The organism is Acidovorax sp. 22279 (assembly GCF_052045435.1).
Taxonomy (GTDB): domain Bacteria; phylum Pseudomonadota; class Gammaproteobacteria; order Burkholderiales; family Burkholderiaceae_C; genus Acidovorax; species Acidovorax delafieldii.
In genome coordinates this window covers 40,856-65,130 of sequence record NZ_JBQEOV010000015.1, presented here as the reverse complement: position 1 = coordinate 65,130, position 24,275 = coordinate 40,856, and the positions used below count along the sequence as shown (strand labels likewise).

The following is a 24,275-nucleotide window of genomic DNA, read 5'->3' as shown; positions in this document are numbered from 1 at the left end:
GCACGGAAGTCCGCACTCAGAGAGTGCCATGCACCACGACTGCTGCAGCCTGGTGCTGTTTTTTGGACCTGCCGGTGCCCCGGTGTTAGCCGTTTGCGGATCGAGCACTGCCTGACATTGCCGCAGCCTTGGTGCGTGGGGCGTAGAAGAGGGCTTGGCGCTCGTGCCGCCTGCTGCGCTCTGCGAATCAGGCCCGGAGCGCCTCGGATGCTGCCAGGCGGTCCAGCTCTGCGCACACATCGGCCATGCGGCCGGCAATTACCAGGCGGCAGGTGCCTGTGTCAGAGGCCCGACGCAGCACCCGGGTGGATTGTGGTGGGCAGTTGTCTGCACCCACTGACGCCAAGAAGGCCTGTCGTTTGCTGCCGGCCATGTGTGTTGGCAGGAAGGAGCGGTGGGTGGCAGCGGATCTGGTCGGGCTTTCCGGCGTTCGTGCTGGAGGTTTGGCGGTAAAGGGCCAATTTCCGCGCAATGGACGTTGCGCCTGTGGCTCTGTGGAGTTGCTGGGAACCAGGGCTTGGGCGTCGTCGCTGCGGGAGGCCGATGCTGGGGCGTTGCCTGGCCTGGCACGTCTCATGCCGACTGGCTGTGCCCGCAGGTCCAGTCTGTCTTTGGGGGCACCGGCTGGGTTGGCAAGCAGCTTTTTAAGACTGCGAAGAGGGTTCTGCACAGCAGACAGGGTGAACAAAGCAATTCCCATGTGAAAACTCCGAAAGTCGGGGGTTGAACATAGGCAGGATTGCAAAGTGGTCGAACACCAGTGCAGACAGACGCAGTGCGAGTTGATCCCTCGACAGTGCAGCCAGCTGCTCCGCCGATCCATCAAGCATTGCCTGAGAGGCCTTGGCATTCAACGGGACCTGCACCGCAGGGCTGGTGAATCGGTTGTATACGTTCACCAAACGCCCGCCACCCACGGTGCGGCCCCTGGGGCACAAGCTACATCAGCATGGTGTTGCGGATAAGTCCCACTGCCAGTCCTTCGATTTCGAAAGGCTCGCCGGGCTGCACCACGATCACAGGATAGTCGGGGTTTTCGGGCAGCAACTCGATGGCAGTGGCCGTGCGGCGAAGTCGCTTGACGGTGACATCATCGCCCAGGCGGGCCACGATGATCTGACCATTGCGAGCCTCACGGGTGGACTGCACGGCGAGCAAGTCACCGTCCATGATGCCGGCGTCGCGCATGGACATGCCCCGCACCTTGAGCAAGTAGTCGGGCTTGTGTTGGAAGAGGCTGTTTTCCACGCTGTAGGTCTGGTCCACATGTTCCTGCGCGAGAATGGGCGACCCCGCAGCCACCCGACCTACCAGGGGCAAGACCAGCTGCGACAGACCCGGGATGGGCAGACTGAATTGGTTGCCACGGGCTGCGTTGATGGAGCGAACTGTGTCTCCGCGCAAGCGGATGCCGCGCGAGGTGCCGCTGACCAGTTCGATCACCCCTTTGCGGGCCAGGGCCTGCAGGTGCTCTTCGGCCGCGTTGGCTGACTTGAAACCCAGCTCGGCCGCGATTTCTGCGCGGGTGGGAGGCGCGCCGGTGCGTGCGATGGCGGTCTGGATGAGATCCAGAATCTGCTGCTGGCGGGCGGTGAGTTTGGGGTTGTCGAGCATGGTGGTTTCCGGTGCAGGCGGTTACAGTGGCGAGCAACTGTTTTTTAATCCAGTAACTGTATTTTTCACCAGTTTTTCGGAGTATGCAAGTGAGTGGGCAAAAAATTGTGGTTTTGGGCACCGGTGGCACGATCGCGGGCACCTCTGCACAGGCGGGAGACAACATCGGCTACACCGCGGCCCAGGTGGGGGTGGAGCAACTTCTGACGGCCGTGCCAGGCTTGCAGGCACTGGCAGGGGGCGCCTTGGCTGCAGAGCAGGTGGCGCAGATCGACAGCAAGGACATGGATTGCGAGGTGTGGCGCACGCTGGCACTGCGGTGCGCGCACCATTTGAGCGACCCGGAGGTGAGAGGTGTGGTCATCACCCATGGCACGGACACCCTGGAAGAGACCGCGTGGTTTTTGCACGAGGCGCTGGATGCGCGCAAGCCCGTGGTACTGACCTGTGCCATGCGGCCCGCCACAGCCCTGACCCCCGATGGACCCCAGAATCTGCTGGACGCTGTGGCAACGGTATTGGCACCCGGTGCCACAGGTGTGCTGGCCGTTGCTGCGGGTGAAGTGCATGGCGCACGGTATGTGCAAAAGGTGCATCCCTACCGCGTCAATGCCTTCAGCTCGGGCGAGGCCGGTCCTTTGGGATGGGTGGAAGAGGGCGTGGTCCGCTGGGCATGCAATAGCCCGATAGCGCATGTCAATCATGCCGATAGCGCTATGAAGAATATAGTGAACGCTGTGGCTTGGCCGTGGGTGGAAATCGTCATGAACCATGCGGGGGCATCGGGCAGGGCGGTAGATGCGCTGGTGCGAGAGGGCGTGCAGGGCCTGGTGGTGGCCTGCACCGGCAATGGCACGATCCACTACGATCTGGAGGCCGCTTTGGTGCGTGCGCAGGAGGCCGGGGTGCGAGTGGTGCGCTCCACCCGCTGCGCGGAGGGGCAGGTGCTGCCCAAGCCGGGGGATGCGCTGCCCGCCTCGCAGGGCCTGTCGCCGGTCAAGGCGAGGGTTGCTCTGATGCTGGATTTGCTGCGGGCGGATTGATCGAAAAGGACTGCCGGCCGTGTTCACCGCACTCAAAACACACGCCTGGGCTTATCCCGCGCTCGAAGTCGTCCACATTGTGGGCATTGCGCTGTTGCTGGGCAATCTGGTGTTGCTGGAGTTGCGGGTGTTTGGGCGCGGTGCGGCCTTGCCGATGAAAGACCTCGCGCGGCTGGGCCTGACTTTGGCCGCGTGCGGCTTTGGATTGGCGGCAGTATCGGGTCTGTTGATGTTTGCCACCCAGCCTCCGGAGCTGCTCAGCAACCGCGCCTTTACCTTGAAGATGCTGTTGTTAATGCTTGCGGGCTGTAACGCGGCGTGGTTTCATGCACGCGGTTCGCTTGCACGCCTGGACGGGTTGGCACGTCTGCAGATGCTGGTGTCCACCGTGATCTGGCTGTCGGTGGTGGCCTGTGGCCGCTGGATTGCGTACCTTTGATATGCCCCCTTGAACCGGGTTTTATTCCTACGGGAGTCTTTATGGGCTTGCAACGTCGCCATGTGCTGATCGCCGTCAGTGCCTTGCCTTTGGGGGTGCACGCCCACCATGGCTGGAGCAGTTTCGATGCAGACCGACCGCTGTATCTGGAGGGCACAGCGCGCAAAGTGCGCTGGCAAAACCCGCACGCAGAGCTGGAGCTGGAACTGCCCGTTGCGCTCCGGTTGCCAGCGGACCTTGCGCAACGCGCCATCCCCGCGCAGACAGCGCCAGTGGATGGCCGCGCGCTGCTGGCCAAAACGGTGCTGCCGACCCGCAAGGACCGCGTCTGGGAGATTGAGCTGGCGCCGCTAACCCGCATGCAGGCGTGGCAGGTGCCAGAGATCAAGCCAGGCACCGCCGTATCAGTCGTAGGTTTTGGCCTGTGGGACGAAAAGGGCGAGGCGGTACTGCGCGCCGAGTACCTGTTTGTGGACGGCAAAGCCTACGGCCTGCGGTCCAGTCCTGCCTGAGTCAACGCACACGACCATAGCAGGCGGCTGTCGCGGCTGCCTTGCTTCAAAAGGCGGCCCATGAAAAAAGCGACGCCCTGGTGCGGTGCGTCGCTTGGTGGGGGCTTGACCGCCCAACGTGTGTCAGGCGGTTTTTTGTTCCTGGTTCAATGTATCAGCTGGCCAGCGCCTGCAGCGCGCGTGCGGTGATCTCGTCCACACTGCCGGTGCCGCTGATGGCGCGGTACTTGGGCGCCACAGCGGGTTCGTCCTTGGCCCAGTTGCTGTAGTAATCCACCAGGGGGCGCGTCTGGTCGCTGTAGACCTGCAGGCGCTTCTTGACGGTTTCTTCCTTGTCGTCTTCGCGCTGGATCAGTTCTTCGCCGGTCACGTCGTCCTTGCCTTCCACCTTGGGGGGGTTGAACTTGACGTGGTAGGTGCGGCCGCTGGCGGGGTGCGAGCGGCGGCCGCTCATGCGCTCAATGATGGCGTCAAAGGGCACATCGATTTCGAGCACATAGTCCAGCTTGACGCCTGCGGCCTTCATGGCGTCGGCCTGGGGAATGGTGCGGGGGAAACCGTCGAACAGGAAGCCGTTGGCACAGTCTGCCTGCGTGATGCGCTCCTTGACGAGACCGATGATGATGTCGTCACTGACCAGGGCGCCCGAATCCATCACTGCCTTGGCCTGCAGGCCCAGGGGGGTGCCGGCCTTGACCGCTGCGCGCAGCATGTCGCCGGTGGAGATCTGGGGGATGCCGTACTTCTGGCAGATGAACGTGGCTTGCGTGCCCTTTCCGGCGCCAGGCGCGCCCAACAGAATCAGTCTCATGGATGTCCTCGAAGGTTAGAAATCGGGTGGCGCCGCTGGCGGGGACGTTCGAAGGGCGCCTGAAGCCGTTCTGTGCGCCCGGGATGCGGTGCTCTCGTTACAGTTGAGGATAGCATGTGACCACCTTGCGCTGACTTACATGGGTGACCGTTTCTAGGTCAGCGCCTCCACGTGCCCACCACGGCGCTCCGCTGTACGTCCCCAGTGCGTTGAGAGTGCGCCCGCAGTGCACACCGCACGGCGGCGCCAGAGAGCTTTCAGCGAAACAGCGCGCGTACCCGCTCCAGGTCCTCCGGCGTATCCACGCCAGGGCCGGGCGCTGCGTCTGCCAGGTGCACGGCGATGTGGTGGCCATGCCAGAGTGCGCGCAGCTGCTCCAGGGCCTCCACCGCCTCGGTCGGTGCTGGCGCCAGCTGCGGAAATTTCCGCAAGAACCCTGCGCGATAGCTGTAGATGCCCACATGCCGCAGCGGTGCAAAGCCTTGCAGTGCCTTGACGCCGGGCTGGGCGGCCTGTGCCGCGCCCTCCCACCAGGCCGTGCCCGCGTGGTCGCGGCCAAAAGGGATGGGTGCACGGCTGAAGTAATGGGCCAGACCCCGCGCGTCCAGCACCACCTTCACCACATTGGGGTTGGTGTAGTCGGCCAGGGACGCAATGGCATGGGCAGCGGTGCCCATGCTGGCTTCGGGGCGCTTTCCATCTCGGTCTTGCAGCAGGCTTGCCACGGCATTGATGAGGCCGGGGTCTATCAGCGGCTCGTCACCCTGCACATTGACCACGATGTCGTCGCCGTCCAGCCCCAGCTGTAGGCAGGCCTCGGCCAGCCGGTCGCTGCCGTTGGCGTGGTCGGTGCGCGTCATGACGGCATCCACGCCGTGCACTGCGCAGGCTTGCAGGATGCGGGCATCGTCGGCCGCCACCACGACGCGGGTTGCGGCGCTCTGCGCAGCACGCCGGGCCACGCGCACCACCATGGGCAGGCCCGCAATGTCGGCCAGAGGCTTGTCTGGCAAGCGGCTTGAAGCCATGCGTGCCGGGATCAGCACGGTGAAGGGGGTGTGGGCTAAGGCGGGCACGGGTGCGCTCACTGCTCCAGTTCCTCGTCGGTCAGGGTGCGAGCTTCGTTTTCCAGCAACACCGGAATTCCGTCGCGCACCGGGTAGGCCAGCCGCGCGCTGCGCGACACGAGTTCCTGCGCCTCGCGGTCATAGGTCAAGGGGCCTTTGGTGACGGGGCAGACCAGCAGTTCAAGCAGTTTGGGGTCCATGGGGGATGCGCTTTCCGGGAGGGTTCGTTCAGGCAGGGGCAGATGATAGCGGCGGCCTTTGGGCTCCTGGGCCGGTCGCAACTCGATGGAGCCAGGCATCGAGGGCGGTAAAAAATTGCGGGTCCATCTGCGCGACCAGGGGAACAGCCAGTGCGTCAGGATGGCGGGTCCAGAGCTTTACGGCGTCTTTTTCAGTGCAAACAAGCTGCATGCGCTGGTCGGATATGCGCTGCCAGCTATCAAAATCATAGTGATCTGGCAGGGCCTCGGTGCGCTCCAGCGCCAGGCCCTGGGTGCGCAGCATGGCAAAAAACTCGCTGGGCCTGGCCACGGCTGCCACCGCATGCAGCGGTTGCCCCTGCAATTGGGCCAGTGGCACCTGCTGGCCGTTCGACCGCAGGGCATAGGGCGCCAGGCTACGCTGCAGCTCAAATGCAGGCGCGGTGGTCCCGTGCGGTGGCGCACTGCCTGCGTGCAGCACGATGTCCACGGCGCGGGGCCAGGGCTCCCGCAGCGGGCCGGCAGGCAGCAGAAATCCGTTGCCGATGCCCTGGTCATTGAAGATGCAGATCTCCAAGTCCCGCTGCAGCGCCAGGTGCTGCAAGCCGTCATCGCAAATGAGGACGTCGGTGTCAGGGTGAGCGGCCAGCAGCGCGCGTGCGGCAGCGATGCGGCGCGGGGCCACAAACACAGGCACTGTGCCACCCGCCGCCACGCTGCGGGCAATCAGGGCGGGCTCGTCGCCCACCTCACTGGCCAGGCTGTCAGGCAGCACCGCACGGCAGTCGTGCGTGCTGCGGCCATAGCCGCGCGAAATCACGCCCACGCGCAGGCCGCACGCCTGCAGGTGTTTGGCGAGTGCGATGACTACCGGGGTCTTGCCGGCGCCTCCGGCAATCACGTTGCCTACCACGATGACGGGGCGGCCCGGGTGTTCGGAGCGAAGCCAGCCCCTGCCATACAGCCAGCGGCGCAGCGCCACCAATGCGCCATACATCAGGGAGACGGGCCACAGTGCCCAAGCCGCTGGACCCCGGGACTGCCAGATGTTGTGAAGCCGTTGTTCGGCCGTGGGCGGAGAGACCTGCGGGGCCGAAGCCCGGGGCGGCTGCGGCCCGGAAGCGGCCATGCCCGTCAGCGGCTGGCCGCGCGTCCCGACGCGGACGACTGCGTGGCAAACGTGATCTGCGTGAGGCCCACGCGGCGCGCGGCTTCCATCACGGTGACCACGGACTGGTGTGGCGACATGGCGTCGGCGCTGATGATGACCACGCTGTCGCGGCCTGCGGTGGCGGCACTGCGCAGAGCCTGGGCGATGGCATCCACACTCTTGCCTTCCACGCCGGTCTTGTTGACGGCGTAGCGGCCGTCTGCGGCCACCGACACGATCACTTCCTTGGGATGGTCGCGCTGCTGCTCGGCATCGGCCACGGGCAGGGTGAGTTGCAGCTCCGTGAACTTGCTGTAGGTGGTGGTGAGCATCAGAAAGATGAGGATCACCAGCAGCACGTCGATGAACGGGATCAGGTTGATCTCAGGCTCATCCTTGGCGCGGGGACGAAAGTTCATGGCGCTTACTTGGCTTTGCGCAGGCGCAGGATGTGGCGAACGAATTGCTCCGACGCCAGCTCCAGCGTGAGCAGATACGCGTCCACGCGGGCCCGGAAGTAGCGCCAGAAGATCAGCGAGGGGATCGCCACGATCAGGCCAAACGCGGTGTTATAGAGCGCGATGGAGATGCCATGCGCCAGCTGGGCCGGGTTGCCGCCACCCATGGCCTGGCCCACACCGCCGCCGCCAGCCTGCGAGCCAAAGATTTCGATCATGCCGATGACGGTGCCTAGCAGGCCCAGCAGCGGCGCGGCTGAAGCGATGGTGGCCAGGGCCGACAGGTACTTCTCCAGCCGGTGCGCTACCGCGCGGCCGGTGCCTTCCATGGCGGCGCGCAGGTCGGTTTCGCTGCACTGGGGGTTGCTGTTGAGGGTACGCAGGCCGCTGGCCAGCACTTCACCCAGGGCCGAGTTCTGGGCCAGCTGGTTCACCACGTCGGGGGTGGGCAAGGCCTTGGACGACACTGTGATGGCTTCGTCGAGGAGTTTGGGGGGGGCCACGCGGGCCGTTTTCAGGGCCAGAAAACGTTCAAAAATCAGTGCCAGTCCCAGGACGGAACACGCGATCAGGGGCCAGATGGGCCAGCCTGCGGCTTGTATGATGGACAGCAAATCTCTCTCCGCGCAGATGAAAGCAATCGGCGATTATGGCCTAGCTTGCGGCGGCCACCGCGTCACAAACCGTTACGTTATCGCGCACGCCACCCATCACCGCGTTCACCCACAAAAACTGTGGATAACTTTGTGGGCAACCCATATCCACAGCCTCGCAAAGTGGCTTCGCGCCGTGCTTGCAACAGATTGATGAAAAATTGTGCAGTGAAAAATGTATATAAATCAATGGCTTGCACGTGCTCTCGTGTTTTGCGGCCGATTGGGGTGCCCAGTTTGAAGGCGACTCCCGCTGGCTCGAAACTGTGGAGTACTCGCAGGGGGGGCGCGGCGCCAACGCGCGCCGTTTCTCATGTTTGATCGTTCAAGCCCAGCAGCGGCGCCCCGTATCTGGGAAGTTGGCGCGCTGTGCCGCGCCATTGCTGATGCCCTGGAGGCGCGCTTCAATCCTGTCGCGGTGCGCGGCGAGATTACGGGCTTCTCGCGCGCGTCCAGCGGGCATTGTTATTTTTCGATCAAGGACGCCAACGGGCAGTTACGCTGCGCCATGTTCCGACGCGCAGCCACGTTGCTTGACTTTTCGCCGCGCGATGGTGAATTGGTGGAAGTGCGCGGGCGTCTCGGTGTGTATGAGGCACGGGGCGACCTGCAGTTCATCGTGGAAAGCATGCAGCGCGCGGGGCAGGGCGCGTTGTTCGAGCAGTTCCTGCGGCTCAAGGCGCAGCTTGACGCCGAAGGCCTGTTCGACACGGCGCGCAAGCGCCCGCTGCCGCTGCAGCCCCGCGGCATTGGCCTGGTCACGTCAGCCGGCGCAGCCGCGCTGCACGATGTGGTCACGGCGTTGCGCCGGCGTGTGCCGCACATTCCGGTGGTGCTGGTGCCCGCGCAGGTCCAGGGTGTGGCCGCCCCGCCTTCGATCATTGCGGCGCTATCAAAACTGTATCTGCTCGCGCAAGCGGGGCAGGCGCCTGGGGCTGATTCGAACCGGCATCCGCCCATTGACGTGATTTTGCTGGTCCGTGGAGGCGGCTCCATCGAGGACCTGTGGGCCTTCAACGACGAGCAGCTGGCCCGCTCCATCGTGCAAAGCCCGGTGCCCCTGGTCAGCGGCGTGGGGCACGAGACCGATTTCACCATCGCTGACTTTTGCGCCGATCTGCGCGCTCCCACGCCCACCGCGGCGGCCGAGCTGGTGGCCCAGCCGCGCGAGGTCTGGCTGGGCGCGCTGGATTTGCTGGCAGGCCGCCTCGGCGATGGTGTGCAGCGCCAGCTCGATACCCGCCACCAGCGGCTGGACCAGGCCGCAGCCCGCCTCGGCCGTCCCTCGGGCCTGGTGGCGCGCCAGCAGCTGCAACTGGCGCGCCTTGCGCAGCGCATGCGCCATGGGGTGCTCCTGAAAATGCAGCGCCTGGCGCAACGCCAGCAAACACTGGAAACCCAATTGCCCCAGGCTTTGCAACGCAGTGCTGCGCAGCACGCTGAGCGGCTGGACCGCGCTGCCTTGCGGCTGGAGCTGCTGGACCCACGCTTGGTACTGCAGCGCGGTTATGCGCTGCTGACCGACACCAGCGGCCAGGCGGTGACCAGCGTGCGCCAGGCCCAGCCGGGCGAAGCGCTGCGGGCCACGCTGGCCGACGGCGCCGTGGATGTGACTGTGTCGCAGCCACGGTTGCTGTGAGCGGATTGCGGAGTGAGAGGGCGGCAGGGGCGTTTTTGTAGGACAGCGGCGGTTTGTGGCATTGCGGGTGGGGAACCGGGAGCCCACATGCTGCACAGGTCACCTGATGTTCCTACAATGCCCCCTTCGCGCTGTGTCCGACTGCATCGCTCAGGAAAGCCCGCGTTGCAGACGGCATCCCAGAATTTCAAACCACGAGGAAACACCACCATGGAACACACCCTTCCCCCGCTGCCCTACGCCATCGACGCCCTGGCCCCGCACTACAGCCAGGAAACCCTGGAGTACCACCACGGCAAGCACCACAACGCCTACGTGGTGAACCTCAACAACCTGCAAAAGGGCACCGAGTTCGAATCCCTGACGCTGGAAGAGATCATCAAGAAGGCCAGCGGTGGCATCTACAACAACGCTGCGCAAATCTGGAACCACACCTTCTTCTGGAACTGCATGGCTCCCCAGGGTGGCGGTGAGCCTTCTGGCGCGCTGGCCGCAGCCATCAACGCCAAGTGGGGCAGCTACGCCGCCTTCAAGGAAGCCTTTGTGAAGTCCGCAGTGGGCAACTTTGGCTCGGGCTGGACCTGGCTGGTGAAGAAGGCTGACGGCAGCGTGGACATCGTCAACACCGGCGCCGCCGGCACGCCCCTGACCACCGCCGACAAGGCCCTGCTGACGGTGGACGTGTGGGAACACGCGTATTACATCGACTACCGCAACATGCGTCCCAAGTTCGTCGAAACCTTCCTCGACAAGCTGGTGAACTGGAAGTTTGCTGAAGCCAACTTCGCCTGATCGACCCGCGCAGTCGCGGTGTGGCGCCCACATCGCGCAGGCAACAAAAAACGGCCCGAGGGCCGTTTTTTGTTGCACGACAGAAAATTTGAAGTGTTTTCGGCTGGATGCGCTAGTGAATTATGGTTCTATTGCTATTAAATATATAGCATTAGCAGCCCTTGGCGTCACTGCCGGGCAAACGGAGTCCCACTGAGTTTGGCCCCGGCCTTGATGCCCTTCTTGGCAAACCAGCCCTGGTTCATCTCCAGCACGTAGCGCACGGGCTTGGCCGAACAGTGTGAATCCAGTGTCTGGGGCTTCATGTCCTCCAGGTTCACGATGGTGCCGTCATCGGCAACGAAGGCCGCCGTGAGCGGCAGCAAGGTGTTCTTCATCCAGAAGCATTGCTGGGAGGGTTGCTCAAACACAAAGAGCATGCCTTCGTGCGCGGGCATTTCCTTGCGGTGCATCAGGCCGGTCTGGCGCTCCTGGGGGGTGAGGGCGACCTGGGCGTCGATGCGGTGCATGCCGGCCGTCAGTTCCACGCGCCGCAGGTTCATCTGCGGGCCTTCCTGCGCCTGGGCGACCCCAGCGGGCGCGGCCAGTGCACATGCCGCCAGCCAAACCCCCCAGGCCCCGACGGCGCGGCGGGCACGGCTGGGAACACCGGTCGCCCCGCCCAGGGCGGCGAGCGGGAAGGCTGGGAGGGCGCGTGAGGCGGTCATGGGCGGGACTTTCTGGCAAAAAAAGACAACACAGGGTGCGGCAGCTGCGCCAGGGACGGACTGCAGCGCTCGCAAAAAGTTCAGGCGGTGCGCAGAGTATGCGAGGCACCAAAGAAAACGCCCGCAGGAGCGGGCGGTTTTTGAATCGGCGAAGGCCTGAGGGCCCCGTGGTGGGTATGTCAGGCCTTGCGATGTTTCAGGCGGCCTTGTGGGCGGTTTTCTTCTTGGCGACCTTTTTGGTGGTCTTTTTCTTGGCGACCTTCTTGGTGGCCGGTGCTGCTGCCTGGGCCGTCATGGGAGCGGCTGCGGGAGCGGTGGTGGCAGGGGCGGCTGCGGGTGCCTGTGCAAAAGCACCAGCAGTGAACAGACCGGCCACGAGGACAGCGAGGAGTTTTTTCATATATGCCGTTTCCAGTGTGAACGAAGGTTGAAGGGCCGGACGAATTCCGTACGGCTCCACTCGCAACGATAGCAGCGCGCGGCCCGTTGACAGGGTCTTGGACGAAATTTTTTGTCATTAGAATGGTTTGAAACCACACTGGCGCGCCTGCGGCGGTGCTTCTTTTCCTCGCTTTGCCCCTCATCGACCGAATCAGACTCGGCGCACATCGGAGACTCCCCACCCATGACCACCTACCAGCACATCGTGGTGCCTGCCGAAGGCCAGAAAATCACCGTCAACGCCGACATGTCCCTGAATGTGCCGGACGAGCCCATCATCCCCTTCATCGAAGGTGACGGCACCGGCTTGGACATCACGCCCGTCATGATCAAGGTGGTGGACGCAGCCGTGGCCAAGGCCTACGGCGGCAAAAAGAAAATCCACTGGATGGAGGTGTACGCGGGCGAAAAGTCCACCAAGGTGTACGGTCCCGATGTGTGGCTACCCGATGAAACCCTGCAGGTGCTGCGCGAGTACGTGGTGTCCATCAAAGGCCCGCTGACCACGCCCGTGGGCGGCGGTATCCGCTCGTTGAACGTGGCGCTACGCCAGGAGTTGGACCTGTATGTGTGCCTGCGTCCCGTGCAGTATTTCAAGGGCGTGCCCTCGCCGCTGAAGGAACCCGAAAAGACCAACATGGTCATCTTCCGCGAGAACTCGGAAGACATCTACGCCGGCATCGAGTTCGAGGCCGAGTCGGACAAGGCCAAGAAGCTCATCAAGTTCCTTCAGGACGAGATGGGGGTAAAGAAGATCCGCTTCCCTAACACGTCCGGCCTGGGCGTGAAGCCCGTGTCCATCGAGGGCACGGAGCGCCTGGTGCGCAAGGCCATCCAGTACGCCATCGACAACGACAAGCCCAGCGTGACCATCGTGCACAAGGGCAACATCATGAAGTACACCGAAGGGGGCTTTCGCGACTGGGCCTATGCCTTGGCACAGAAGGAGTTCGGTGCTGAGCTCATCGACGGCGGGCCCTGGTGCCGTCTCAAGAACCCCAAGAACGGCAAGGAAATTACCATCAAGGACAGCATCGCCGATGCCTTCCTGCAGCAGATCCTGCTGCGCCCGGCCGAGTATTCGGTCGTGGCCACGCTGAACCTGAATGGTGACTACATCTCTGACGCGCTGGCGGCACAGGTGGGCGGCATCGGCATTGCCCCCGGCGCCAACATGTCCGACTCGGTGGCGTGCTTTGAAGCCACCCACGGCACGGCGCCCAAGTACGCGGGCAAGGATTACGTCAACCCTGGCTCCGAGATCCTGTCGGCCGAGATGATGCTGCGCCACATGGGCTGGACAGCGGCCGCCGACCTGATCATCAGCTCGCTGGAGAAGTCGATCGCATCCAAGAAGGTGACCTACGACTTTGCCCGCCTGATGGAAGGCGCCACGCAGGTCAGCTGCTCGGGGTTTGGGCAGGTCATGATTGACAACATGTAGTCGCATCCGCCTTGGCTTCGGGGCGGTTCAAAACGTCTCCATAAAAAAAGAACCCTGGTGCGTCATTCGGACCAGGGTTTTTTGTTTGCGCCTCAGTGTCCCAGCGCGCGTACCAGATAGTCGATGAGCACCCGCACCCGCAGGGGCATGTGCCGGTTGCCTGGGTAGATCAGCGAGAACGGGCGTGACGCGCCCGCATGCCCCGCCAGCACTTCGACCAACTGGCCGTTGCGCAGATCCTCCTCCACCAGAAAACGGTACGTTTGTACCAGGCCTGCTCCTGCGCGGGCCAGCGTGACCTGACCCAGGATGTCATCAGCACAGCGCAACTTGCCCTGGGTCGGCCATTCCATGGTCTGGCCCTCGTGCACCAGCAACCAGGGAACGACCTGCCCGCTGCTCGGCAGCACGAACTGCACGCATTCATGTCGTTCCAGCTCGTCTGGCGTAACGGGTGCGCGGTGGCGTTTCAGGTAGGCCGGGGCTGCGACAACGATCAAGGCCGCATCCTCCAACTTGCGAGCCACCAGGCTCGAATCTGGCGGTGTTCGGCCGCGGATGGCGAGGTCAAAACCTTCCTCGGTGAAGTCCACGTTACGGTTGGACAACTGCAGTTCTATCTCTATGTCGGGGTACTTCTTGCTGAACGAGGGCAAGAGAGGCAGTACGCGATGGTGGCCGTACGAAGTGGGCAGGCTCATCCGCACAAGGCCTGCTGGCTTGAGTTGCTGGCCCGACGCCTCACGCTCTGCCTCGCTGAGTTGCGTCAGCGCCTGCCGGCATTGGTCGTAATAGCGCTGCCCAACCTCCGTCAGGCGCACTTGGCGCGTAGTGCGCATGAGAAGGCGCACGCCCAGACGCTCCTCCAGCCGTGCCACTGAACGGCTCACGGCAGCCGCCGTGAGTCCTGTGGCCTTGGCTGCCGCAGTGAACCCCTGGTGCTGCGCCGTCAGGCAGAACAACTCAATGCTGCCCAGGCGAAGGTTGTCGAATTGCCGGTTCATTGTTGATTCTTATGTAATTAGTGATTTGAAATTAATCTAGTTTATTGTCAATTTCATCGCAAATACAGTTACTGCATCACCAACCACGGACGTAAGGAGTCCCCAGATGCAGAACTCGATCAAGCTTTACTACTCTCCCGGCGCATGCTCGCTGGCGACGCACATTCTTCTGCGCGAAACCGGCACGCCATTCACGCTGGAGAAGGTGGATACCCACAAACACACCACCAGCACTGGCGGCGACTTCTATGCCATCAGCCCCAAAGGCCAGGTGCCTGTGATCGAACTTGCTGATGGGACACGGATCACCGAAGGGCCGATAGTTGCTCAATATGTGGCGGACCGGGCGGACGCACGCACCCTGATGCCCCCCGCAGGCAGTCTGGAGCGCTACCGGGTCATGGAGTGGCAGAACTACGTGACGGCGGAACTGCACAAGTCTTTCACCCCGCTGTTCCACAGCGATGTGGATGCCAATGCCAAGAAGGCGCTGGCTGCTGTGCTTTACAAGAAGCTGGTCTGGCTCGACGGACAACTGGCTGGCAAGAGCTACCTCACGGGCAGCGATTTCACTGCCGCTGATGCCTATCTGTTCGTGGTGCTGGGCTGGGCCAAGTTTGTTCAGATCGACCTGGGGGAACTGCAGCACATCGGCAGCTTCATGGCGCGTGTGGCAGCCCGCCCCGAGGTCCGTGCCGCGATGCAGACCGAAGGCCTCGTAGCCTGAGGAATACTCCCATGCCTTACATCAAGATCCAGATCACCCGCGAGGGTGCATCGCGCGAGCAAAAGGCCCAGCTGATTCGGGGCGCTACCGACCTTGTCGTGCAGGTGCTCGACAAGAACCCTGCCACTACTTTTGTTGTGATCGAAGAAGTGGATACCGACCACTGGGGCATCGCGGGCGAAACCGTGACCGTGCTGCGTGAGCGGGCGAAGAAAGGCGGTGCGCAATGAGTAGCGCCGCTGACTTTGCCGCCATCCATTCGGTGCTGGAGCTGTACCTCGACGGCCTTTACCACAGCGACACAACGCGCCTGGCCAAGGTGTTTCATCCGCAGGCCCTGTACGCCACGGCGGTGGGAGAGCAACCCATCTTCTGGCGCCTGGACGAGTACTTCCCGGTGGTGGATGCTCGCCCAGCCCCTGCGGCGAGCGGCCAAGCGCGCACCGACCGCGTGCTCTCCATCGACCTGGTAGGCCCCGTCACGGCACTGGCCAAACTCCAGTGCTCCATTGCGCCCAAACATTTCATCGACTTGCTGACGCTGCTCTGGCTGGACGGACGCTGGCAGATCGTCTCCAAGGTCTTTCATTACGACATCAGAGATTGACATGAATATTCTTCGACCTTTCTCCAAGCCGTTTCTCTCTTCAGTGGGCGGGCTAGCGCTGTATTGCGTCACTGCATTGCTGCTGGGTTTTTCTGCCAGCGCATCGGCTCACCAAGAGTGCGCGGCCCCAGGGTGTGCTGCTTCGGAGCCTTACCATGGAATGCCCGCGATTGCGGCCATTGGAGCACGCACCGGCAAGTACATGGAAATCCCCGAAGCTGCCAAGGGGCCCAGCATTGACCCCGCGAAGGGTTATCGAATCCAGGAACTGGGGCGCGGCCTGTACATGGTGACCGACAACGTCTACCAGGCGATGTTTGTGGTGCACGAAAAAGGCGTAGTGCTGGCTGACGCACCGCCCCCGCTGGCCGGATTTATCGCGAAAGCCATCCGTGAAGTCACGGGCAAGCCGATCACACACATCATTTACAGCCATGCCCATGTTGACCACATCGGTGCAGCAGGGGAGTTGCTAGCCACGCTGCCGCGCCGACCTGTGATCATTGCGCATGAAGCAACCCAAACCATCCTGGCGCGTGCACGTGATCCCAAACGCCCGCTGCCCGGCGTCACCTTCCGCGACAAGTACACCCTCAAAGTGGGCGGGCAGCGCCTGGACCTCTCGTACCACGGCAATGGTCATGAGCCGGGGAACATCTTCATCCTGGCACCTGAGCAACGTACGTTGATGGTGGTGGACGTCATCTTTCCCGGATGGATGCCGTGGAGACGCCTTGCGCTGGCGCAGGACATCCCGGGCTACTTCAAGCAGGTCGAGAAGATCAAGTCGATGGACTTCGACTGGCTGGTTTCTGGCCATGTTGCACGCGCCGGTACCAAGACCGATGTCGCCATGCAACACGAGTTTTTGCAAGATCTCAAGGAGGCTGCCGGCAAGGCACTGCAGAACACGGCCTTGGGCGAGGGCATGGATGCCCGCGACCAATCCAACCCCTGGGCCGTCTTTGACAATTACATAGACCGTGTGGCGGCCCAATGTGTGAACGCGTTGACACCCAAGTGGGCTTCTCGCCTGGCGGCTTTTGATGTGTACATCTGGGACCAGTGCTTCACCATGGAGCAGAGCCTGCGGCTGGATTGAGCATGGCACTCAGAAACTACATCTACCTCATGTTGCTCGCGCTGGCCGTTGGGCAGCCGATGGCGGTAGTAGCCCAACCATTGACAGAGTCTGTGGACGCATTGGAGGCGTTGTTTGGCAAACACGCTGGCGTGCGTCGTACGCAGACGAAGGGGCTGTGTGCGAAGGGCTTCTTCATCGGAACTGCCGAGGCACGAGCACTGAGCAAAGCGACTGCATTTTCGGGAGCCCAAGTGCCAGCCCTCGCTCGGTTTTCGGTGGGTGGGGGCAATCCCGGCGCGTCGGACAAAAGCCGCTCAACACGTGGTCTGTCGCTCAAGCTGGACCTTCCCGATGGGGCAGTCTGGATGCAGGCCAACCTGTCTGCTCCGGTATATTTTGTGAAGGACCCGGCGGACTTCGCTCCGTTTGTCCGATCCCGCGTCCCGGACCCGGTGACCGGCAAACCATCTCCAGAACGCTTGGCAGCATTCAACCTGGCTCACCCCGAGTCGTTGCGCCAGGGGAAATATCTGGCCGAGCGTTCTGCGCCTGCGAGCTATGTCACGACTCCTTATTGGGGCGTGAACGCATTCATCTTCCGGGCTCCGGATGACCAACGCCGCTTTGTGCGTTGGCGTTTTGAGCCGGAGGCGGGAGAGCAGCGGCTGAGTGAGGAGCAGAGCATGCAGCTACCCGACGATTTTCTCGCGGCAGAGCTGAAGGAGCGACTTGCCAGAGGACCCGCTTCCTTCCGGTTTTTGGTGCAGTTGGCTGAAGACGCCGACGATCCCAGCGACCCGACCGTCGCGTGGCCAGAACAGCGTCGGCAGGTCACTGCAGGGCGTTTGGTGATTGAGAGCTTGTCCGAGTCTTCGACCTGCGAGCCCGTCCTTTTCAATCCCCTGGCTCTGCCGGATGGCATCGAACCTTCTGCCGACCCGGTGCTGCTGGCGCGTCCAGCCGCATATGGAATTTCATTCGGGCGCCGAATGGCGGAGCGCCAATGAACGCCACCGCCAGCGAGCGACACCGCTTGGTGTTTGTGGGAGACCCCATGTGTTCATGGTGCTACGGCTTCGGACAAGAACTGTCCGAGGCACTGGCCCAGCGGCCCGAAATGCGGCTCGACATCGTCACTGGTGGTCTGCGTGCAGGGGCTACTGAGGTATTGGACGATGCCGGCAAGCGCTTGAGGTTGTTTCACTGGGCGAAGGTGGAAGCAGAGACAGGCCTGAGCTTTGACCGAGAGGCCCTCCTGGCTCGGCGAGGCTTTGTACACGACACAGGGCCTGTCTGTCGCGCGGTGGTTGCCGCTCGGCTCAGTCAGCCGGGTGCAAACCTGTTGGCCATTTTTCGGGCGCTGCAAAAGGCTTTTTATGCCGACGGCTTGGACACGACCGATCCAGAAGTGCTGGTCGCCGTAGTGACTCAGGCTCTGTCGGTACAGGCGTTGGATGCCCAAGGGCTGCAGGAGTGCTTCGTGGCCGATGCAACCCTCCAGGTGACTCAGAGGGACTTTGCGCAAGCGCGTCGCTGGGGCATCACCAGCTTTCCCGCACTTCTGGGCAAACATGGCGAGCACCTGGTCCGCCTGGTGGATGGTTTTGCCAAAGCGCCCGTGTTGCTTGCGACCATAGATCGTTGGATGGATCAGACATCGATGACAGTCACACCCCGTGGCTAGCGGGGGAAAGTATGTGCAACGCCACAGATGGTGAGGCCCACTTTGTGCAGCAGCGCTATTGATCAGCCCCTGTTGCATGCTTTCCGATTCTTCCCACAGCCTGCATGATCGCGCTGGCAATTCAGAGTTGGCTTTTTGAATCTTTCCCTCCTAAGATGGCCTGACGCTTCGGCATTGCTGGCATAAGCCTGATGTGTGCTTTGCCGAATGTGGCGAGCGTTGAAGGTCCCTGGAGCAGCTGACTCTCCAGGAAGCAGAAAGCGAGAGGGCTGCATGGCGACTGACTTTTCTGCCGGGTACTGGGAGCAAAACCCCGATGCATTGCTGGTGCTATCACCCCAGGGCGTGGTGCTGGAGTGGAACCCGGCGGCCGAGCTGATCTTTGGCTATTCGCAGGCCGAAGTGCAGGGGCGCTCAATCCTCGACCTGATCGTGCCCCAGGGCCGCGCACACGAAGAGGACCTTTTCCGTGCCGAGGCCCTGCGACTGGGCACTTCGGTGCAGGAGGCTGTGCGCCGTCGCAAGGACGGCTCGCTGGTGCATGTCAATGTATCGACCAAGGCCGTGTGCGATGCGGCCGGGCAGGTGCTGTACTTCTTGTCGAGCAAGAAGGATGTCACCCAGCTCAAGGTGCAGCGCGATGCCAAGCTGCTGGAGGCGCGGTTTCGCGACCTGCTCGAATCCACCCCCGACGCCATCGTGATGGTCAACGTGACCGGGCGCATCGTGCTCGTCAACTCGCAGGCCGAGCGCGTGTTTGGCTACCCCCGCTCCGAGTTGTTGGGCCAGGCGGTGGAGGTGTTGTTACCCCACCGCTACCGGGGTGCCCACCTGGGCCACCGCAGTGGGTTTTTTGGCCAGCCGCGCACGCGCACCATGGGCGCGGGGCTGGAGCTGCATGGCCTGCGCAAGGACGGTGGCGAGTTCCCGGTCGAGATCAGCCTGAGCCCCATCGACACCGAAGAGGGCACCATGGTGATGAGCGCCATCCGCGACATCACCGACCGCAAGCGCGCAGACCAGAAGTTCAAGGACCTGCTGGAGGCCGCACCCGACGCCATGGTCATCGTCAACCGCGAAGGGCGCATCGTGCTGGTCAACTCCCAGGCGGTCAAACTGTTTGGCTGGAGCCGCGATGAGCTGCTGGGCCAGCCCATTGAGTTGCTGGTGCCCCAGCGCTTCAGCGCCCGCCACCCCGACCACCGGCGCAATTTTTTTGCCGAACCACGTACCCGATCCATGGGCGCCGGGCTGGAGCTGCACGGTTTGCGCAAAGACGGCAGCGAGTTTCCGGTCGAGATCAGCCTGAGCCCGCTGGAGACGGAGGAAGGCCTGTTTGTCTCCAGCGCCATCCGCGATGTGACGGAGCGCAAGCGCATCGAGCAGGTGCTGCGCGACAAGAACCTGGAGCTGGAGAACGCAGCGCTGGTGAAAGACCGTTTTTTGGCCAGCATGTCCCACGAGCTGCGCACACCGCTCAACGCCATCATTGGCTTTACCGGCACGCTGCTCATGAAGCTGCCCGGCCCGCTCAATGCTGAACAGGACAAGCAGTTGCGCATCGTGCAGACCGGCGCCAAGCACCTGCTGTCGCTCATCAACGACCTGCTGGACGTGGCCAAGCTCAGCGCCAACAAGGTCACGCTGAACCTGGAACCCGTGGACTGCAAGACCCTGATCGAAGAAGTGTCTGCGACACTGGAACTCGAGGCGCGACGCAAGGGCTTGGCCTTTGCCGTGCATGCGCCGCCGGTGGATGTCTTGTTGCTCACCGACCGGCGCGCGCTCAGTCAGATTCTCATCAACCTCGTGGGTAACGCCATCAAATTCACGCAACAGGGGAGGGTGGATGTGGTGCTGCAGGAGTTGCTGTTGCCCACCGGCCGCGCCGTTCAGCTGCGGGTGCAGGACACCGGGCCAGGCATACCGCTGCAGGAGCAGCCCCGGCTGTTCGAGGCGTTTTCGCGGGTGGAAAGTGCGGACCGCCGCCACCATGAGGGCACAGGCCTGGGCTTGCACCTGAGCCGCAAGCTGGCCGAAGCACTGGGAGGCACCCTGGGTTTTGACAGCACCGAAGGCCTGGGCAGCACCTTCACTCTGCAATTGCCGGAGCCCCAGGCATGACAACCACCATCCATCCCGCCACCATTCTGGTCATCGAGGACGATGACGCAAGCCGCCTGCTGGTCACCTACCTGCTGGAAGCCGCTGGCCACCGCGTGCTGGCAGCCGAAAACGGCGCCGTGGGGCTGGACCTGGCCCTGGCCGAGAGTCCGGACATTGTGTTGTGCGACCTGCAGATGCCGGTGATGAACGGCTACGAGGTGGCTCGCGGCCTGCGCGCCAGCCCACGCTGGCGGGTGGTGCCACTGGTGGCGGTGACTGCGTTCTCGATGCCCGGTGACCGCGAAAAGGCCCTCGAAGTCGGCTTTAATGAACACCTGTCCAAGCCCATCACGCCCGAGACCTTTGTGCAGCAGATCGAGGCGTTTTTGGCTGGTGCCCACCCGGCTCTGCCCCAATCAGGTTGAATATCCAGCACGTACAGCATGGCAAAGATCCTCGTCGTCGATGACCTCCCCGCGAACCGCGCCCTGGTGGTGACCCTCATCGGGCACAGCGGCCACCAGGCGCTGGAGGCGGCCGATGGCGCCGAGGCGTTGGCCGTGGTCCGTGCCGAACGCCCTGACCTGGTGATCTCCGACATCCTGATGCCGACCATGGACGGTTTTGAGTTTGTGCGGCAACTGCGCTCTGAACATGGCCTGGCGGCCACGCAGGTGATTTTTTGCAGCGCCCACTATCACGAGGAAGAAGCCCTGCGCCTTGCCAAGGCCTGCGGCGTGACCCAGGTGCTGTTCAAGCCCTGCGAGCCGCAGGACATCCTGGCCGCCATCGAGCAGGCGCTCACGCAGATCCGCCACCAGCCCTCGGTGGCGCTGGAACACAGTTTTCAGACCCGCCACCTGCAACTGATGACCGACAAGCTCACCGGCAACATGGCCGAGCTGGAGGCCATGAACCGGCGCCTGTCCGCGCTGACCGATCTGAACCTGCAGCTGGCCTCCGAGCGCGATCCGCAGGTGCTGCTGGCCAATGTGTGCCGGGGTGCGCGCGAGCTGGTGGGTGCGCAGTACGCCGTGTTGTGCGTGGTGCGCAAGCACAGCGACGGTGCCATCACCTGCACCAGCGGCATGGACCCGGCCCTGCAGAACGGACCGCTCGATCTGCCTGTGGTGTCGCATGGACTGTTGGGGCAGCTGCGGGCCGAACGCCGCCCGCAGCGCCTGGTCAATGCCGGCGGCGACCCTGTGGCGCTGGGTTTGCCCGCTGGCTATCCGCTGGCGCATTCGGCGGTGATCGCACCCATCGTGTCGTTGTCGTTCTCCTATGGCTGGCTGTGCCTGGCCAACAAGCTGGGGGCCGATGCCTTCAGCGCCGATGACGAAAAAGTCCTCGCCATCCTGGGCGCGCAGGTGGGCCGCATTTACGAGAACGGCAGCCTCTACCTGGAGATCCAGCAGCACGCCGACCAATTGCAGGTGCAGGTGCAAGAGCGCCAGCGGGCCGTGGATGCCCTGCGTGCCAACAAGGCCAGCCTGCGCCGGGCCCAGGCGCTGGCCAAGATATCCCACGTCATCAGCGGGCCCGATGGCGCCTTCGAGAGCTGGCTCGATACCTTGCCCGACATGCTGGGCCTGGACGAAAGCGCCATGCCCCGCTCGGCCCGCGAATGGCTGGCGCTGGTACACCCCGACGACCGCGACATGTTCCGCCGCCATGCGCTGCAGGCCGCCCACCTGGGGGCGCGCATGGATTTCACCTACCGGGTGCTGCGTGGCGACGGCCAGCCGCTGTACTTGCGCCAGGTGATGGAGCCGCTGGAGGACGAGGCGGGCCGTGGAGAGCAGGGCCGCTGGTTCAACACCATCCAGGACATCACCAAGGAAAAGCGCGCCGAAGAAGAACTGCACGAAAGCGACCGCCGCTTCAACGACATGCTCGACAAGGTCGAGATGATTTCGCTGATGCTCGACTGTGAAGGACGCATCACCTATTGCAACGACTACCTGCTGCGCCTGACCGGCTGGCAGCGCGACGAGGTATTTGGCCGCAACTGGTTCGATCTGTTCGTTCCACCCGAGATGGGCGATGTGCGCAGTGTTTTTGCGGACGTGCTAGCCGATCGGCCGTCGGCCTGGCACTACGACAACGAGATACTGACCCGCTCTGGCGGGCGGCGCCTGGTGCACTGGAACAACACCGTGTTGCGCTCGGTGGGCGGGCAGGTGACCGGGGTGGCAGCCTTGGGAGAAGACATCACGGCGCGCCGGGATGCCGAGCGGCGCATCAAGCGCCTCAACCGCGTGTACGCCGTGCTCAGCGGCATCAACACCTTGATCGTGCGCGTGCGCCAGCGCGACGAGCTGTTCCGCGAGGCCTGCCGTGTTGCGGTGGAGCACGGCCAGTTCAAGATCGCCTGGATCGGCCGCGTGGACCATGCCCTGCAAGAGGTGGTGCCGGTGGCGCTCGCCGGGGCCGGGGCGGAGTTCCTCATGCATGTGCGGCGCCGGTTGTGGCTCAGCGAAACCCCCAGGGAGGGCGAAAGCCTGAGCGCCAGCGTGGTGCGCACCCAGCAGGCCGCGGTGTGTGAAGACATTCAGAGCGACCCGCGCATTCTGGTGCCGCAGGAGCTGGCTGCGCGCGGCGTGGCATCCATGGCAGTGCTGCCCTTGCTGGTGGCGCACGAGGTGGTGGGCGTGATCGCCCTCTTTGCAGACGAGGCCGGGTTCTTTGACGATGACGAGATGCACCTGCTGACCGAGCTGGCGGGGGACATCGGCTTTGCCATGGACCACCTCGACAAGGAAGAGCGGCTGAACTACCTGGCGTACTACGACGACATCACCGGTCTGCCCAACCGTACCCTGTTCCTGGAGCGCAGCGGCCAGCACCTGCGGCCGCGCGAAGGGGCCAAGGCGCTGCTCGGCATGGGGCTCATGGACATCAGCCGGTTTCGGTTCGTCAACGACACCCTGGGGCGCCAGGAGGGGGACGAACTGCTCAAGCAGGTGGCGCAGCGCCTGCAACAAGCGGCGGGCGACGCCTACGACGTGGCGCGCATTGGCGTCAACAGCTTTGGCATCGCCGTGACCGACGCGCGGGATGCCGGCGCGGTGGCGCTGGCGCTGGATGGGTTGATGCGGGCCTGTTTTGGCGCCCCCTTTGTGCTGGGCGGCACCGAGCTGCGCATGGCGGCCAAGGCCGGTGTCGCGCTGTACCCCATGGATGGTGCCGATGCAGAAACCCTGCTGCGCAACGCGGAGGCAGCCCTCAACAAGGCCAAGGCCTCGGCCGACAGCCTGCTGTTCTACACCTCGGAGATGAACACCCGCGTGGCGGAGGCCCTGAGCCTGGAAGGCCGCCTGCGCGACGCACTGGAGCAAGGCCAGTTCGTGCTGCACTACCAGCCCAAACAGCACCTGGCCACGGGTGCTATCGCCGGGGCCGAGGCCCTGATCCGCTGGAACGACCCCCGCCGGGGGCTGGTGCCACCCGCGCAGTTCATCCCCATTCTGGAAGAAACCGGCCTGATCTACGACGTGGGTCGCTGGGCGCTGCGCCAGGCCCTGGCCGACAACCTGCGCTGGCGCCAGGCGGGGCTGGCGCCCCTGCGGGTCGCCGTCAATGTGTCGTTCTTGCAGCTGCGGCACCGGGGCTTCATTGCCGAGGTGCGCGACGCCGTGGCCCACGACGCAGGGGCGGCCGCTGGGCTGGAGCTGGAGATCACCGAAAGCATGGTCATGGACGATGTGCAGCACAGCACCGCCAGCCTGCATGCGCTGCGCGAGATGGGCATCACCATTGCCATCGACGACTTCGGCACAGGTTTCTCGTCACTGAGCTACCTGGCCAAACTGCCGGTCGATACGCTCAAGATCGACCGGTCCTTCATCCTGAACATGGCCTCAGGCCCGCAGGGCGTGGCGCTGGTGTCCACCATCGTCAACCTGGGGCACTCGCTGGGCCTCAAAGTAGTGGCCGAAGGTGTGGAGACCGAGGACCAGTCCCGGCATCTGGCGCTGCTGGGTTGCGACGAGATTCAGGGGTACCTGCTGAGCAAGCCGGTGCCTGCCGAGGTGTTTGAGGCGCAGTTTCTTCAGTCAGCGGTGGCCGATTGACAGAGCATGTCTTCGGC

At 63.6% G+C, this 24,275-nt stretch carries 25 protein-coding genes; 15 read left to right on the top strand and 10 right to left on the bottom strand.

The genetic code is table 11. The features are described from left to right. Positions 1-939: 939 nt before the first annotated feature. On the bottom strand, positions 940-1,614 hold the full coding sequence (gene lexA / locus ACTJKQ_RS18885) for a transcriptional repressor LexA (protein ID WP_056062380.1): 675 nt from the start codon (positions 1,612-1,614) through the stop codon (positions 940-942). 83 nt (positions 1,615-1,697) lie between these two features. On the opposite strand from lexA, the gene ACTJKQ_RS18880 reads away from it, so the two are divergent. From ACTJKQ_RS18880 to ACTJKQ_RS18870, 3 genes are read left to right on the top strand one after another with little or no spacing between them, the layout of a single operon-like run. Beyond that, positions 1,698-2,657 carry an asparaginase gene (locus ACTJKQ_RS18880; RefSeq protein ID WP_440597718.1) on the top strand — a complete coding sequence of 320 codons (960 nt, stop codon included), beginning with the start codon at positions 1,698-1,700 and terminating at the stop codon, positions 2,655-2,657. A gap of 19 nt (positions 2,658-2,676) precedes the next feature. Continuing rightward, entirely contained in the window at positions 2,677-3,096 is a 420-nt protein-coding gene (locus ACTJKQ_RS18875) for a hypothetical protein (protein ID WP_440597717.1), read from the top strand. A gap of 41 nt (positions 3,097-3,137) precedes the next feature. Beyond that, the gene (locus ACTJKQ_RS18870; protein ID WP_440597716.1) at positions 3,138-3,608 is read left to right on the top strand and encodes a DUF6152 family protein; all 471 of its coding nucleotides are present in this window, start codon (positions 3,138-3,140) and stop codon (positions 3,606-3,608) included. A 154-nt stretch (positions 3,609-3,762) separates the two neighbouring features. Here ACTJKQ_RS18870 and adk read toward each other — a convergent pair whose 3' ends face one another. The 6 genes from adk to ACTJKQ_RS18840 all read right to left on the bottom strand — a co-directional run bounded on the left by adk (position 3,763) and on the right by ACTJKQ_RS18840 (position 7,908). After that, positions 3,763-4,419: an adenylate kinase gene (adk, locus tag ACTJKQ_RS18865; RefSeq protein ID WP_056062394.1), complete on the bottom strand. Its 657-nt coding sequence runs from the start codon at positions 4,417-4,419 to the stop codon at positions 3,763-3,765. 257 nt (positions 4,420-4,676) lie between these two features. Then, the gene (kdsB, locus tag ACTJKQ_RS18860) at positions 4,677-5,507 is read right to left on the bottom strand and encodes a 3-deoxy-manno-octulosonate cytidylyltransferase (RefSeq protein WP_440597715.1); all 831 of its coding nucleotides are present in this window, start codon (positions 5,505-5,507) and stop codon (positions 4,677-4,679) included. After that, entirely contained in the window at positions 5,504-5,686 is a 183-nt protein-coding gene (locus ACTJKQ_RS18855) for a Trm112 family protein (RefSeq protein WP_056062396.1), read from the bottom strand. The genes kdsB and ACTJKQ_RS18855 overlap by 4 nt, the downstream gene beginning before the upstream one ends. A gap of 28 nt (positions 5,687-5,714) precedes the next feature. Next, entirely contained in the window at positions 5,715-6,815 is a 1,101-nt protein-coding gene (gene lpxK, locus ACTJKQ_RS18850; RefSeq protein ID WP_440597714.1) for a tetraacyldisaccharide 4'-kinase, read from the bottom strand. Positions 6,816-6,820: 5 nt separating this feature from the next. Then, the gene (locus ACTJKQ_RS18845; protein WP_056062402.1) at positions 6,821-7,255 is read right to left on the bottom strand and encodes an ExbD/TolR family protein; all 435 of its coding nucleotides are present in this window, start codon (positions 7,253-7,255) and stop codon (positions 6,821-6,823) included. A gap of 5 nt (positions 7,256-7,260) precedes the next feature. After that, a complete protein-coding gene (locus tag ACTJKQ_RS18840; RefSeq protein WP_056062406.1) occupies positions 7,261-7,908 on the bottom strand; it encodes a MotA/TolQ/ExbB proton channel family protein in 648 nt (215 codons plus the stop codon). 352 nt (positions 7,909-8,260) lie between these two features. Here ACTJKQ_RS18840 and xseA point away from each other — a divergent pair, with 352 nt between their 5' ends. Both xseA and ACTJKQ_RS18830 read left to right on the top strand, forming a co-directional pair. After that, entirely contained in the window at positions 8,261-9,586 is a 1,326-nt protein-coding gene (xseA, locus tag ACTJKQ_RS18835) for an exodeoxyribonuclease VII large subunit (RefSeq protein ID WP_440597713.1), read from the top strand. A 210-nt stretch (positions 9,587-9,796) separates the two neighbouring features. Next, positions 9,797-10,378: a superoxide dismutase gene (locus tag ACTJKQ_RS18830; RefSeq protein WP_056062412.1), complete on the top strand. Its 582-nt coding sequence runs from the start codon at positions 9,797-9,799 to the stop codon at positions 10,376-10,378. A gap of 167 nt (positions 10,379-10,545) precedes the next feature. Here ACTJKQ_RS18830 and ACTJKQ_RS18825 read toward each other — a convergent pair whose 3' ends face one another. Further along, complete coding sequence (locus tag ACTJKQ_RS18825) at positions 10,546-11,085, bottom strand: DUF192 domain-containing protein (RefSeq protein ID WP_440597712.1); 540 nt, start codon at positions 11,083-11,085, stop codon at positions 10,546-10,548. A 196-nt stretch (positions 11,086-11,281) separates the two neighbouring features. Continuing rightward, positions 11,282-11,485 (bottom strand): hypothetical protein, encoded by a 204-nt coding sequence (locus ACTJKQ_RS18820; protein ID WP_056644838.1) that lies wholly within the window; start codon positions 11,483-11,485, stop codon positions 11,282-11,284. A gap of 225 nt (positions 11,486-11,710) precedes the next feature. Here ACTJKQ_RS18820 and icd point away from each other — a divergent pair, with 225 nt between their 5' ends. After that, positions 11,711-12,970 (top strand): NADP-dependent isocitrate dehydrogenase, encoded by a 1,260-nt coding sequence (gene icd, locus ACTJKQ_RS18815; RefSeq protein WP_015014237.1) that lies wholly within the window; start codon positions 11,711-11,713, stop codon positions 12,968-12,970. 92 nt (positions 12,971-13,062) lie between these two features. Here icd and ACTJKQ_RS18810 read toward each other — a convergent pair whose 3' ends face one another. Further along, entirely contained in the window at positions 13,063-13,974 is a 912-nt protein-coding gene (locus ACTJKQ_RS18810; RefSeq protein WP_440597711.1) for a LysR family transcriptional regulator, read from the bottom strand. A gap of 106 nt (positions 13,975-14,080) precedes the next feature. Here ACTJKQ_RS18810 and gstA point away from each other — a divergent pair, with 106 nt between their 5' ends. The 9 genes from gstA (at position 14,081) to ACTJKQ_RS18765 (ending at position 24,258) form a co-directional block, all read left to right on the top strand. Next, positions 14,081-14,701 carry a glutathione transferase GstA gene (gene gstA / locus ACTJKQ_RS18805; RefSeq protein ID WP_235511613.1) on the top strand — a complete coding sequence of 207 codons (621 nt, stop codon included), beginning with the start codon at positions 14,081-14,083 and terminating at the stop codon, positions 14,699-14,701. Between the two features lie 11 nt (positions 14,702-14,712). Further along, positions 14,713-14,931 (top strand): tautomerase family protein, encoded by a 219-nt coding sequence (locus ACTJKQ_RS18800; RefSeq protein ID WP_056062421.1) that lies wholly within the window; start codon positions 14,713-14,715, stop codon positions 14,929-14,931. Further along, the gene (locus ACTJKQ_RS18795; RefSeq protein ID WP_440597710.1) at positions 14,928-15,308 is read left to right on the top strand and encodes a nuclear transport factor 2 family protein; all 381 of its coding nucleotides are present in this window, start codon (positions 14,928-14,930) and stop codon (positions 15,306-15,308) included. The genes ACTJKQ_RS18800 and ACTJKQ_RS18795 overlap by 4 nt, the downstream gene beginning before the upstream one ends. A 160-nt stretch (positions 15,309-15,468) precedes the next feature. After that, positions 15,469-16,410, top strand: a complete 942-nt coding sequence (locus tag ACTJKQ_RS18790; protein WP_440597709.1) for an MBL fold metallo-hydrolase — start codon at positions 15,469-15,471, stop codon at positions 16,408-16,410. A 2-nt stretch (positions 16,411-16,412) separates the two neighbouring features. Then, positions 16,413-17,399, top strand: coding sequence for a catalase family peroxidase (locus tag ACTJKQ_RS18785; RefSeq protein ID WP_146870998.1), 987 nt, complete (start codon positions 16,413-16,415; stop codon positions 17,397-17,399). Further along, positions 17,396-18,076 (top strand): DsbA family protein, encoded by a 681-nt coding sequence (locus ACTJKQ_RS18780; protein WP_440597708.1) that lies wholly within the window; start codon positions 17,396-17,398, stop codon positions 18,074-18,076. Before ACTJKQ_RS18785 ends, ACTJKQ_RS18780 begins: the two co-directional genes overlap by 4 nt. Positions 18,077-18,349: 273 nt before the next feature. Continuing rightward, on the top strand, positions 18,350-20,200 hold the full coding sequence (locus ACTJKQ_RS18775) for a PAS domain S-box protein (RefSeq protein WP_056062435.1): 1,851 nt from the start codon (positions 18,350-18,352) through the stop codon (positions 20,198-20,200). After that, complete coding sequence (locus ACTJKQ_RS18770; RefSeq protein WP_440597707.1) at positions 20,197-20,607, top strand: response regulator; 411 nt, start codon at positions 20,197-20,199, stop codon at positions 20,605-20,607. The genes ACTJKQ_RS18775 and ACTJKQ_RS18770 overlap by 4 nt, the downstream gene beginning before the upstream one ends. 18 nt (positions 20,608-20,625) lie before the next feature. After that, entirely contained in the window at positions 20,626-24,258 is a 3,633-nt protein-coding gene (locus tag ACTJKQ_RS18765; protein WP_440597706.1) for an EAL domain-containing protein, read from the top strand. Positions 24,259-24,275: the final 17 nt, after the last annotated feature.

Coding starts and splice junctions, on each gene's coding strand:
- lexA (WP_056062380.1), bottom strand. CDS start 1,614: ATGCTCGACAACCCCAAACTCACCGCCCGCCAGCAGCAGATTCTGGAT.
- ACTJKQ_RS18880 (WP_440597718.1), top strand. CDS start 1,698: ATGCAAGTGAGTGGGCAAAAAATTGTGGTTTTGGGCACCGGTGGCACG.
- ACTJKQ_RS18870 (WP_440597716.1), top strand. CDS start 3,138: ATGGGCTTGCAACGTCGCCATGTGCTGATCGCCGTCAGTGCCTTGCCT.
- adk (WP_056062394.1), bottom strand. CDS start 4,419: ATGAGACTGATTCTGTTGGGCGCGCCTGGCGCCGGAAAGGGCACGCAA.
- ACTJKQ_RS18855 (WP_056062396.1), bottom strand. CDS start 5,686: ATGGACCCCAAACTGCTTGAACTGCTGGTCTGCCCCGTCACCAAAGGC.
- lpxK (WP_440597714.1), bottom strand. CDS start 6,815: ATGGCCGCTTCCGGGCCGCAGCCGCCCCGGGCTTCGGCCCCGCAGGTC.
- ACTJKQ_RS18845 (WP_056062402.1), bottom strand. CDS start 7,255: ATGAACTTTCGTCCCCGCGCCAAGGATGAGCCTGAGATCAACCTGATC.
- xseA (WP_440597713.1), top strand. CDS start 8,261: ATGTTTGATCGTTCAAGCCCAGCAGCGGCGCCCCGTATCTGGGAAGTT.
- ACTJKQ_RS18830 (WP_056062412.1), top strand. CDS start 9,797: ATGGAACACACCCTTCCCCCGCTGCCCTACGCCATCGACGCCCTGGCC.
- ACTJKQ_RS18825 (WP_440597712.1), bottom strand. CDS start 11,085: ATGACCGCCTCACGCGCCCTCCCAGCCTTCCCGCTCGCCGCCCTGGGC.
- ACTJKQ_RS18820 (WP_056644838.1), bottom strand. CDS start 11,485: ATGAAAAAACTCCTCGCTGTCCTCGTGGCCGGTCTGTTCACTGCTGGT.
- icd (WP_015014237.1), top strand. CDS start 11,711: ATGACCACCTACCAGCACATCGTGGTGCCTGCCGAAGGCCAGAAAATC.
- ACTJKQ_RS18810 (WP_440597711.1), bottom strand. CDS start 13,974: ATGAACCGGCAATTCGACAACCTTCGCCTGGGCAGCATTGAGTTGTTC.
- gstA (WP_235511613.1), top strand. CDS start 14,081: ATGCAGAACTCGATCAAGCTTTACTACTCTCCCGGCGCATGCTCGCTG.
- ACTJKQ_RS18800 (WP_056062421.1), top strand. CDS start 14,713: ATGCCTTACATCAAGATCCAGATCACCCGCGAGGGTGCATCGCGCGAG.
- ACTJKQ_RS18795 (WP_440597710.1), top strand. CDS start 14,928: ATGAGTAGCGCCGCTGACTTTGCCGCCATCCATTCGGTGCTGGAGCTG.
- ACTJKQ_RS18790 (WP_440597709.1), top strand. CDS start 15,469: ATGCCCGCGATTGCGGCCATTGGAGCACGCACCGGCAAGTACATGGAA.
- ACTJKQ_RS18785 (WP_146870998.1), top strand. CDS start 16,413: ATGGCACTCAGAAACTACATCTACCTCATGTTGCTCGCGCTGGCCGTT.
- ACTJKQ_RS18780 (WP_440597708.1), top strand. CDS start 17,396: ATGAACGCCACCGCCAGCGAGCGACACCGCTTGGTGTTTGTGGGAGAC.
- ACTJKQ_RS18775 (WP_056062435.1), top strand. CDS start 18,350: ATGGCGACTGACTTTTCTGCCGGGTACTGGGAGCAAAACCCCGATGCA.
- ACTJKQ_RS18770 (WP_440597707.1), top strand. CDS start 20,197: ATGACAACCACCATCCATCCCGCCACCATTCTGGTCATCGAGGACGAT.
- ACTJKQ_RS18765 (WP_440597706.1), top strand. CDS start 20,626: ATGGCAAAGATCCTCGTCGTCGATGACCTCCCCGCGAACCGCGCCCTG.